Genomic DNA, 11,192 nt, shown 5'->3' on the forward strand with positions numbered 1-11,192 from the left:
GGTGTTGAAGCTCGCCGCTTATCTGCTTTTCCAAATAACTTCGCATTCAACTCAGACGTTTTTATTGCCATTTATCATTTACCCCTGATTCAATGAAGTCCAATGTGTATGCAGTACACGCTCTAATTCTAAGGCACTTTTTTGTACCGCATCCTGAGCGGTAGCCAACGTCTTTTTGCCCCCCTCAAAATCACTGGTGGTTAGATCAAAAACCGTACTATAAGTATCGGCACAGGTTTCAAAAGCACGGCTACGCGGAATCGTTGCCATCATGACTTGATCACCAAGTAAATAATTCATTTCTGTTAAAACAGAGACCTGCTTTTTATTATCATCTTCAAACATCGTTGGCATCAGGCGGACAAACTCCAACCCTTTCCAATCCTCGGGAAACATTTCATAAACCGTTGGTAGATGTTGAAAGAAGTTAACTGTGGAAGCCCAATCCAAACGTTTGGCGGCACAAGGAATCAACAGCGCATTTGAAGCATACATCGCATTCCACACCAAAGGATCAACGTGTGGCCCAGTATCAATCATGATAATGTCAAATTCATCTGCAATTTTATCGATCAACTTTTCTTTTAATAGACGAACAATATCCAAGGATTGATTCTGTGACAAATATTGCCAAGCTTCAGCATTGAACATGGCGTCTTCCGGAAATGCTGAAATAGTTTTCAGGTTAGGGTATTGAGTCGGTAATAAGACATTTTTTTGTAAAAATGACTTATCAATCTCGGTGCCTTCTGGAAAATTATCCAACATAATATCAACCGCTGAATAAATATTGCTGTGTTCTGCCAAGCTGATTTGTGGATTTAAAAACAAACGTAAAGAGCCTTGAGGATCCAAATCAATTAAGCAGATTCGATATCGCTTATCTAAATTTAGTGCTAAACAAGCCGCCAAATGCACCGCCGTCATTGATTTGCCGGTTCCACCTTTTTGGTTTTGCACATTAATAATCCAAGGCTTATTCTCTGTATTCTTTTTGCGTTGATGGAATTTCAACACACCCGCCGCATCCATAAGCATATGGGCTTCAGCAAGAGAAATAGAGTAGTGATTAGCATTATTTTTTGTAAACTGATGGCCAGAAGCCTCTAGTTTAGCGATCGCCTCATCAAGTTTTCGTCGCGTCAATCCTGAACGTGTTTCCATTAACGCTTTCGACATCGGTGGAAAATGTTCATCACGACGCTCTTCTAATACAATCTCGATTCGATCAGCTTGAACCTGCTGAGTCTGCTCAGCCAGCCGATAGAGATTCTCTATTGTTTGTTCTCTTTTCATAGTCATTTCCATAACTGATTCCCATCCATCCAATTGTACAGCAAATTTTATTATAAACAATAAAAAGGTGAACATTCACTTTCATAGGTCAATCACAATAAATAGAAAAACAAGCATCAATTGACCTATTATTAACATAATGCTGAGTTTTTATTTTTAAAAAATTGTGCAGATTAATACTCATTATGCGATCAAATGAAAATGTCACACTGTCACACATTTACAATGTAAACTGAATAAATAAGGAAGAGAAAAGTGAATCAATACCACTCGATGTATAAGATCAATCCATCGGAACGATTAGTTCCAATCAATAAACTACGGCTAATGTATTTTCAATTGAATAGAATCAATCCATATCAGCTGATAAAGCCATTAAAAGCTCGATTTTTAAGCTGTTATGGACAGAAATGGGCTTTTTTATCCTCCCAGTAAGGAATACTTACCCTTAGACAGTTGTTAGTACCCAGAAGATGGGCTGATTCTAAGTATGGAACGATGATCAAGGGAATCGTCATGATCATGTTTCCGTAAAAAAAAGAGTCAATGGAACAATGATCAAGGGATAAATGGATCGAATCGGGTAACGCAATCAACGTAAAAAAGATCATTGCTGCACGGAAAAATGATCAAGTAGTATAGATCTCCCGGAAGCATGATAAAAACAAGATAATTTACGGTAGATGTCAATTGTAATCAGGCTTGCTGTTTAGCATCAATCGGATATAAAACGGCACAAAATGCCTTGTTAAAGATAGAAAAGCACAATAATAACCATGATCATGCTTTCGTTAACCTTAGTAACAATCTTAAAAAAGCATATTGCTATGTAAAGTGTTATTTGAACCACTTTTCAAGTATTAATCGCTTAAAATAGCCGATATTCATCACTCTCTTGATCATTCTTCCAATACAAAAGTAAGAGCAAGGGCATTCTAAACCAACAATAAAAACGAATTATGCTTTAAGATTGTGGATAAGTTGTGAATCCCACTTGATCATTGTTCCTAACTACTATTGATCATTAATTCGAACATATGATGATCATCGTTCAAGTGGTCTTTGATCATGCTTACTGAGACGCAATGATCATCGTTACGCAACAGACATGATCATGCTTCTGGCGCAGTAAAAAAAACATTATTTATAAACAACCACTTAAAAGCAAAGCGGCGACCAGATCATATGATCATACTAATCAATACTGATCAGAATAATCAAAAAGATCAGTTATTTAAAAACAATAAATTTCTCTTTATTTATGATCATTTTTTCTTTATGCTCTTGGAACCATAGCAATATTACGGCTAATGCAAAACGGAAAAGAAGATGACCGCTGAAGAAAAATTGCTGATCAATGCCCCCAGAAGCCACAAAGATGGGCATCTTTTTGAAATTTCAGAAGCTGCGGTCGATTGGATTGAACAGTATCAGCATTTTAAAGGTGTCACAAAAAGTATTGTTGAACTGTTAAACCTCATTTCTTTACGTGGTTTTAGAAGTAAAGATGGCTTAGTCTCAACCACTGAACTAATTGAAGCAACAGATGGTCAACTCACTCGAGCTGCAATCCAACAACGCCTAAGAGCGGCGGTGGCGATTGGTTTATTTAAGCAAGTTCCCGTTCGTTTTCAAGAGGGTCTAGCAGGAAAAACCATGCTTCACCGTTTTGTTAACCCAAACCAATTGATTTCTGTACTTGGATCAACCAGTTTAGTGACAGAGTCTGTTAAGCAAACCGAAAAACGTAAACGTTCAAAAGCATTAGCACAAACGCAGGTTAATCAACGTTTATTGCATGAACATGGCCTAAATACACCACCAGCCATGAAAGATGAAGCGGATCAATTTGTCGTTTCACCAACCAATTGGGCTGGGATCATTGATCAAGCGTTAGCACCGCCTCGTACTCGAAAAAATTATCAAAAATCGATGGTTTCGATTTCAGGAACTCGTGCTGTGATCGAGACTCGCTCATCAAAAAATATTATGACTGTCGATGATCTGATGACGCTCTTTGCACTGTTTACCTTAACTGTACAGTACCACGATCATCATCAAGAAGATTACCAACTCAATGCTAAATATGTTCCCAACAAAACCCCACTCTACATTACCGATATTTTGTCATTGCGGGGTAAAAAAGACAGTGGACCAGCACGAGATTCAATCCGAGATAGTATTGATCGAATTGAGTTTACCGACTTTCAATTACATGAACTAACAGGACGTTGGTTGAGTGAGAACATGCCTGAAGGGTTTAAAAGTGATCGTTTTCGTTTTCTCGCTCGTACCATTACAGCTTCAGAAGAAGCGCCCACCGAAGGAAGTGATGGTGAAATACGCATCAAACCTAATTTATATATCCTAGTTTGGGAACCTTCGTTTTTTGAAGAATTAATGACCCGTGATTACTTTTTCCTATTTCCACCGGAAATCTTAAAACAACACACCTTGGTGTTTCAGCTCTACTCTTACTTTCGTAGCCGTATGTCACGCCGCCACACGGATGTCATGTTGCTTAGCGAACTCAATCAAAAATTAGCTCGTAATATTGAGTGGCGACGTTTTTCGATGGATCTTATCCGAGAGTTGAGACGTTTAGCTAAAAAAGATAAAACAGAGGATCATTTTGAAGTGAACTTGTGGGGGTACCATTTAACCATAACCAGTTTGCTTGAAAAGGATAAGCTCTCCGATTATCAGGTCGATATAAAATGCAATGTTGAAGAGGTGTTACGTTATTCTCGTGCTAAAACCACCAATGCGGGTAAACGAAATATGGCTCCAACCCTACCTAACCCGCTGCGAAATGAAATGGTATCCAAACAAAGGTTAGATGAGTTATCAGAAATTATTGATGGCGAATTTGAACCGATTCAGAGAAAAGCGCCTTCTCCGCGAGGAAAGTTAGGACGTCGAGTTAAACAGCGTAAGCATTTGGTTGAGATTAATGCTGACGAGATTACCATTACTTTATCTAAGTATACCTCACCAGAGGCTCTAGAACGCAGCATAACGGCTTTAGCAGCAATGACTGGGCATGCACCTTCATCGATTCGAGAAGAGTGCCTAGAGCTGATAGATAAGCTTGATTGGTTAAGAGCCGATGAAGAGATCATTCCTTATGAGACACTGAGTAAGGTGATTGATCTTTATAATAAACAAAACTGTGATAAACACTTATCGATCGAACGGGTGATCTCGGGTTTAGCTGTACGCCGAAAAGTGTGTAAATTAGTCTATGAAGGGCATCTAGATGACGCCGTATTCCGAGCTTTGGACGATGTGGCTATTGGTCTTTGATCGCTGGTTTAAGTGGATAAGATCGTAAGCAAAATCTAATGACTTTAAACCAATGCCATGTTTTTAGCGAAGGTAGACGAGTCTCGATAAGGGCTCGTTTTTTTATTTCTTTCTGTGCGATGAATTACGCGATTTTGCTTCGATCTACTGGTCTGAATTCTCGATCGTGCGTGCGGAGTGGTAAGCTTAAAAATGAGAGGTTGATCGATTTTATTTTTTGAAGATAATTCCTCAAATGTACTGCTATATTTCAGGTTGAGCAAAAGATAATTGAGTGATTTATTGATTAGATACTTGAACTCTCGTTTTAGTCACACTCTAGCTTAAATTTACTTAACAAGATTTAAGCCTTTTGCTACAGATTACTTGTCCCTGGCATGGTTTGTTCGGAGGTTGCAATGTCTATAAATTCAATTGACCATGATGAAATGACTAATATCACAAACAAGTGGGACTTCATGGATGAAGTAGAGACACAACGCCCAGTGAAACACCTTAAGTCTGCCGAAGCTCGTCGGCGTATTGAAACGCTACGAGAAATTCGTGAAAGCGGCTTAACTATTGAGGAAGCGAAGGAATTGGGTCTACTTCATTAGAAGTCCCTAATGAGCAGATTGATAAGGGTGGCATAAGCCACCCTTTGTTTTTGTCGTTTTGTTGATTTTAGAGGGTTAAGGTAATATTTTGCTTCTGAATTTTGCACATTTTTATGCTATATTCGGCGGCACGTTTGACTGATTGTAGATTTTCTTATGCCTTTTAACCTTGCACTGCTTGATGCAGAGCAGAAAAATAAAATAGAGCTAGATAAACAAGCTTCTTTTTTAGTTTGGAAGATGAAGCAGGCAAAATGTGGACCCGATGTCGTCACTAAACAGCTTTCTAAACTGGTTTCTGAGCAAGAAAAGACATGGTTTCAGCAGTCAGTGGATAAATATAAACGAATAATGGGTGTCGCGTAGCGTTCATTATTAAACAAAAATGTTCCATTTTTGTTTACCCGTCGCATTAAATTGAACTAGAGAGAACATCCCAATGGGAAGAAGTTTTGAAGTGCGCAAAGCCTCTATGGCCAAGACTCAAGGCGCAAAGATTAAAGTTTATTCCAAATATGGTAAAGAAATTTACGTATGTGCTAAAAATGGTGGCGCAGATCCAGACATGAACTTGTCGCTTCGTCATTTGATTGCCAAAGCGAAAAAAGATCAAGTACCAGCACATGTTATTGAAAAAGCACTTGATAAAGCCAGTGGCGGTGGCGGTGAAGATTATCAACCCGCTCGCTATGAAGGTTTTGGCCCGGGTGGGGTGAGTGTGATCGTTGACTGTTTAACTGATAATGGTAACCGTACTTATCAGGATGTTCGCCAATGTTTTGTGAAAACAGGCGCAAAAATTGGCACGCCGGGCGTAGTGGCACACATGTTTGATCATCAGGCGGTATTTCAATTCAAGGGTGATGATGAAGAGTCTGTTTTAGAAGCATTGATGATGGAAGACGTCGATGTGACTGATATCGAATTGGAAGATGGGGTGATTACCGTTTTTGCGCCGAATACTGAATTCTTTAAAGCGAAAACAGCCCTGACCAATGCATTCCCAGAGCTAACCATTGATGTGGAAGAGATCACCTTTGTTCCACAAAATCAAACCGCTATTAGTGGTGAAGACGCAGAAAAATTCCAGAAGTTTTTAGATATGCTGGATGATTGCGATGATGTTCAGCAAGTGTATCACAACGCGGATATCGCATAGTTATATCAATTGCCGAGTTTGTCTCGGCTTTTTTATTTCTGTTTACACCATTCTTTCTTATCATCACCCATCATCATAAATTTAATCACGTCGATCTTTTGCGCTATAAGTGGCCTCTGCCGTTGGGTGAGATGACCTGTATGGTTCGCATTAATTGGACGGTTTATTGATTCAGTGTGGTGAAGGTTTAACAAGGAGTTTGTATGAAAGTCAGTTTTATTGGTTTAGGTGTGATGGGATATCCGATGGCTGGACATCTCGTTAAAGCGGGTTTTGATGTCACGGTTTTCAATCGAACAAAAAAGACAGCGCTAGCATGGGCGAAACAATATGCAGGAAAAGCGGCAAATTCGGTTGCTGAGTGCGTCGCTCAAGCGGATGTTGTTCTTACCTGTGTGGGCAATGATGATGATGTACGCAGCATGACCACTCATGAGTACGGTGCATTGGCTTATATGAAGCCGGGAGCGATCTTGGTCGATCACACGACGACCTCAGCTCTACTGGCACAAGAAGTGGCTATGGCGGCGGGGAAGGGTGGTGTTCAGTTTATGGATGCCCCTATCTCTGGAGGGCAAGCTGGAGCTGAGAATGGCCAGCTAACGATTATGTGTGGTGGTGATTTATCGTTGTTTAGTGAGCTTCAACCGATTTTTGATGCTTATGGCCGTTCATCTGTTTTAATGGGTGAAGTGGGGCAAGGACAAAGAGCAAAAATGGTCAACCAAATTTGCATTGCTGGTGTACTAAATGGCCTCGCAGAAGGATTAGTGCTAGCGAAGCAAGCTGGGCTAGATATTGCCACCTTAGTTTCTTGTCTAAAACATGGTGCAGCAGGCTCATGGCAAATGGAAAACCGGGCGATCACGATGGCGGAAGATCGTTTTGACTTTGGGTTTGCGATTGATTGGATGATCAAAGATCTCGGTTTTTGTCTCGACGAAGCACAGCGGCAGGGGATCCAATTACCGATGACAGAAAGAACGGCTCAACTGTATCAGACGTTATCTTCACAAGGGTTGGGACGCATGGATACTTCAGTACTGATTAAAGCACTGACCACTCACTGAATGTAAGCGAATGGAATAGTCAATGATGGGAAAAATACGGTTCGCCCCATCAAATAAACTGAACTATATTTTGAACAGGAGTGTACGCATATTATTGAATAATGGACAATAGAAAAAGTGAGGCGTTGTGATGCGAGTAATGATCGTTGATGATCATGCAACAAACCGAGAATTGTGCCGTATGATGCTGGCCCCCATTACACCACATGTTGATCTATTTGAAAATGGTCAACATGTGGTTCAGGCAATGCAGCAAATGACCTCTCTACCTGATATTATCCTACTCGATGTCATGATGCCGATAAAAGACGGTTTTACCACCGCTCAGGACATTCGGCGAGCTTTTCCAAAGTGCCATATTCCCATCCTATTTCTAACCGTATTAGATGATCCAGAATCATTCTCTCGTTGTCTTGCATTTGGGGATGATTTCATTCCCAAACCGGTCGAAAGATCCGTCTTGTTAGCTAAAATACAAGCGCATTTTAGAATTGCACAAATGCATAAGCAACTCAGGCAACAGCGCGATCAACTGCAAAGGTATCAAGATCGAGTAAAGAAAGAATATGCGATTGCAGAATCTATTTTTCACCGTTTAATGGATGAAATGAGCGTACAAATAGAACCTATCTATGGTATTCACTCGATTTCAAGTCCGACGACACTATTTCATGGCGATTTAATCCTAGTGGCTCGACGGTTATATGGTGGGGTGTATGCCATGATTGCCGATTCTAATGCTGAAGGGTTACCTGCCGCAATGGCGAATATACCAGTGACGCGTGCCTTTTTCTCATTGGCAGAGCAAGGTTGTTCTCTCAGCGAAATGGTGGTTGAATTAAACCAAAAGCTCGTTGCTTTTTTACCGGAAGGGATCCACCTCGCGGCGCATGTATTTGAAATACATTCTAATGGATTCGAGGTTTCGTGGTGGGGAGGTGGGCTACCCAGTGCGCATATTCTTTCATCTTCTGGACAATTAGTGAAATCATTAGTTGCCACTCATCATCCCTTGGGGGAGCGGGCAGAAAATTCGTTTAGTTGTGATATTAAACATTTTAAATTAGAGCCAGGACAAAAAATTCTTTGTTGTACTAAAGGGGTTGTCGATGTGATCAGTGAGCAAGGTGAACGGTTTGGTGAATCTCGTTTGGTAGCATTATTTACAGAGCAGGCAGAGAATCAAACATTGGATAGTTTGTATGAAGCGATTGAGCAATTCTCCTCCAAAGAGGAACCCGTACCGATTTCGTTATTAATGCTGTCCTTTCCTGTCATTAACGCGAAATTAATTCCATCCAGTAGCGAGTCATTATTAAGCCCCATTCCTTGTAAAAGTGAACTATATTTTCCAGCCTATGTTTTAAAGCAAGTGGTTGTGATGAACGAAGTTCGAGTTTTCCTCAAAGGAATTATTCATACCAGTTACCATTTGGATTTTCTTTGTGAAATTTTATCTGAGCTTTTTTCCCATATGATTGAACAAAGGTTATTACGGTTACCTATGTCACTGAAAGAGGATCCTGAAGGCTTTAGTCGTTATCATCAGCTACGAGACATAGGGCTTCAAGCTCTCACAGAGGGGGATTACGTGACTTGTGAGGTGAATTATCAACCTCAAAATCAATCCATTGAATTTTATTTAACTCATAGCGGGCAAGTCGAGCAACTATCTGAATACCCAACAATTATGGATAATGACTTTCTATTTGCTGCTCAATTATGTGAGTCACTTCATTATCTTCATGCCGGTCAAACGCTGCATGCGGTTTATCGATTCGATACACCACCGATTTTCCCTGATATTGCCCATTTTATTAATAGATAAACAAGACGCTGTGAATTGAAGTCATGGCTTAACAAATTTTTTCCAGACAAATTTGTCACTCACTTGCCGCCTACCGGCAACTTCAAGTCGTCTGGGTATCGCATCCAAATAGCTCTGATTTAAATAAATATCTTGATATGAGCCTTACTCTTCATATTGAATGATTTAGCTCACTCTCGATTTTTTATACACTGTGTAATAAATGGAAAGATCGCCGTAAGGTTAAGCATTATGTGGAAGGACTTCATCACCCTCTCAGAAGATAAAAAATCGGTTATCGCACGTTTATCGAGTGATACCCACGTGAACCAAGAACTAAGCACTATCGGTCTTACTGAGTCACTGTTAAGAATTGGAGCGGGTAAGTTTTACCTAAGCGATGAAGCCGTTAATCGGTTTATCAATAGCGTCAAAGAAGGGAAAAAAGCCGCCCGTGAAGGTATTGTTATTGCGGAAAAAAGAAACGCGACCGTTGAAGTGGTGGTTAGTGAGCAAGATATGTTGGCGACGATGGTCGTTACTGGTGCCTACGGTGGTCGAGGGCTCTATGGTAGTGAGTTGGTACATGCACTGGCCAAAGCCTATGTGCTTAAAGGGATTAACAAACTTGCATTAAAAAAAGTGCTTATGGTGAGTAATACCCTCAAGCCTGGCGAAGTCTTTACTCAACCTGTCGCTCAGGGAAAAGAGGCGGTTCAAGGACAAGACGCACAATTTATACCATTGGTTGAAGATGTCACCACTCGCATTTTAGCACCTCAGCCCATCAAAGGTGCTCAAAAGGTCGATATGCGCAATTTGGGGGAAACGGTCACCATTGGTGAAAACTCCCCAGTGATGCGCCGTAAGCCGTCAACTCAAGGAGAACCTGGCTACACCGTATTAGGTAAGGTCATTCCAGCTAAACCGGGGAATGAGGCCGCGTTGGTTGCGGGTAAGGGGACTCATATTTCACCGGACGATCCGAACTTATTGTTGGCGAGCCAGTCGGGGATGCCAATTATTAAAAATAAAACAGTCGATGTAGAAAGTGCTCTTTGTCTGAATCATGTTAGTGTTGCAACTGGACATGTGAAGTTTAAAGGAAGTGTAGTGATTTCTGGTGATGTTGAGCCAGGGATGATTGTTCGTGCAACCGGTTCAATTACCATTGGTGGTTTTGTTGAATCGGCCGATGTACAAGCACAAGGTGATATTGATATTGGTAAAGGGATTATCGGGCATACAGTTTTTGATGATGAACCGAAAACCTGCATTGTTAAATCAGGAGGCAGTATTCGGGCTAACTATGCCCAGTTTTCTGAACTGCAAGCCTCTGAAAATATTGAACTCGCTGTGCATAGTATGAGTAATAGCATTCGTTGTGGTAATGATCTGATTGTATTAGATAAAAATGAAAAGCAAGGCACCTTAAGTGGTGGGACAGCGAAAGTTGGCGGCAAAGTAATCTGCTTAAATTTAGGCGTTGAAGGTGATGCTGCAACAACCGTGGAGGCGTTTGCTCGTTATGGATGGTACAAAGATAGAATAAACAAACATAAAGAGCATTATAAACAAGCGCAAGAAAGAACAATGGATATTATTCGCCGAGAATTAGAATTTAAAAAACGGCCAAAGGCTGAACGAAGCGAAGAAGAATTAAGCGAGATTGATCAACAAAAATATCAAGCCAGTGCGCATATGGAAAAAGTCAAAGAAGCTGTTGAGCTACTTAATGATGAGTTTGAACAGATGTTGGAACTCAATACGATCGAAGCAAAAGGCAAGATTTTTACCCACGTAACACTACAATTCGGTGATGAAAAAGTCACCACGAAACGATCTCATGGCCCATCCATCGTGTCATTTAATCAGTATGAAATTCAACTCTCCTCCAAGTTTGATGAAGAAGATATCGGGATATGATGATATTAGTTAGAGGAACAGGATTCGATAAC

General features: G+C 40.6%; 8 protein-coding genes. 7 read left to right on the plus strand and 1 reads right to left on the minus strand.

Annotation, left to right across the window (positions count from 1 at the left end; all coding sequences use genetic code 11):
• Positions 1 to 78: 78 nt before the first annotated feature.
• Positions 79 to 1,296, minus strand: coding sequence for a ParA family protein (locus tag B7C60_RS06555; protein ID WP_099610965.1), 1,218 nt, complete (start codon positions 1,294 to 1,296; stop codon positions 79 to 81).
• A gap of 1,329 nt (positions 1,297 to 2,625) precedes the next feature.
• Here B7C60_RS06555 and B7C60_RS06560 point away from each other — a divergent pair.
• The 7 genes from B7C60_RS06560 to B7C60_RS06590 all read left to right on the plus strand — a co-directional run bounded on the left by B7C60_RS06560 (position 2,626) and on the right by B7C60_RS06590 (position 11,160).
• A complete protein-coding gene (locus tag B7C60_RS06560; protein WP_099610966.1) occupies positions 2,626 to 4,602 on the plus strand; it encodes a replication initiator protein RctB domain-containing protein in 1,977 nt (658 codons plus the stop codon).
• A gap of 398 nt (positions 4,603 to 5,000) precedes the next feature.
• Positions 5,001 to 5,198, plus strand: a complete 198-nt coding sequence (locus B7C60_RS06565; RefSeq protein WP_099610967.1) for a PA3496 family putative envelope integrity protein — start codon at positions 5,001 to 5,003, stop codon at positions 5,196 to 5,198.
• 156 nt (positions 5,199 to 5,354) lie between these two features.
• Entirely contained in the window at positions 5,355 to 5,564 is a 210-nt protein-coding gene (locus tag B7C60_RS06570; protein WP_099610968.1) for a DUF3283 family protein, read from the plus strand.
• A gap of 73 nt (positions 5,565 to 5,637) precedes the next feature.
• Entirely contained in the window at positions 5,638 to 6,357 is a 720-nt protein-coding gene (locus B7C60_RS06575; RefSeq protein WP_099610969.1) for a YebC/PmpR family DNA-binding transcriptional regulator, read from the plus strand.
• A 203-nt stretch (positions 6,358 to 6,560) separates the two neighbouring features.
• The gene (locus B7C60_RS06580) at positions 6,561 to 7,427 is read left to right on the plus strand and encodes an NAD(P)-dependent oxidoreductase (protein ID WP_099610970.1); all 867 of its coding nucleotides are present in this window, start codon (positions 6,561 to 6,563) and stop codon (positions 7,425 to 7,427) included.
• Between the two features lie 130 nt (positions 7,428 to 7,557).
• On the plus strand, positions 7,558 to 9,255 hold the full coding sequence (locus B7C60_RS06585; protein ID WP_099610971.1) for a SpoIIE family protein phosphatase: 1,698 nt from the start codon (positions 7,558 to 7,560) through the stop codon (positions 9,253 to 9,255).
• 231 nt (positions 9,256 to 9,486) lie between these two features.
• On the plus strand, positions 9,487 to 11,160 hold the full coding sequence (locus tag B7C60_RS06590; protein ID WP_099610972.1) for a flagellar assembly protein A: 1,674 nt from the start codon (positions 9,487 to 9,489) through the stop codon (positions 11,158 to 11,160).
• Positions 11,161 to 11,192 lie beyond the last annotated feature (32 nt).

This window comes from Vibrio fujianensis (assembly GCF_002749895.1).
Taxonomy (GTDB): Bacteria; Pseudomonadota; Gammaproteobacteria; order Enterobacterales; family Vibrionaceae; genus Vibrio; species Vibrio fujianensis.

Bases quoted from the DNA above. Each gene is read 5' to 3' on its own strand.
- B7C60_RS06555 (WP_099610965.1), bottom strand. From the start codon at position 1,296: ATGAAAAGAGAACAAACAATAGAGAATCTCTATCGGCTGGCTGAGCAG.
- B7C60_RS06560 (WP_099610966.1), top strand. From the start codon at position 2,626: ATGACCGCTGAAGAAAAATTGCTGATCAATGCCCCCAGAAGCCACAAA.
- B7C60_RS06565 (WP_099610967.1), top strand. From the start codon at position 5,001: ATGTCTATAAATTCAATTGACCATGATGAAATGACTAATATCACAAAC.
- B7C60_RS06570 (WP_099610968.1), top strand. From the start codon at position 5,355: ATGCCTTTTAACCTTGCACTGCTTGATGCAGAGCAGAAAAATAAAATA.
- B7C60_RS06575 (WP_099610969.1), top strand. From the start codon at position 5,638: ATGGGAAGAAGTTTTGAAGTGCGCAAAGCCTCTATGGCCAAGACTCAA.
- B7C60_RS06580 (WP_099610970.1), top strand. From the start codon at position 6,561: ATGAAAGTCAGTTTTATTGGTTTAGGTGTGATGGGATATCCGATGGCT.
- B7C60_RS06585 (WP_099610971.1), top strand. From the start codon at position 7,558: ATGCGAGTAATGATCGTTGATGATCATGCAACAAACCGAGAATTGTGC.
- B7C60_RS06590 (WP_099610972.1), top strand. From the start codon at position 9,487: ATGTGGAAGGACTTCATCACCCTCTCAGAAGATAAAAAATCGGTTATC.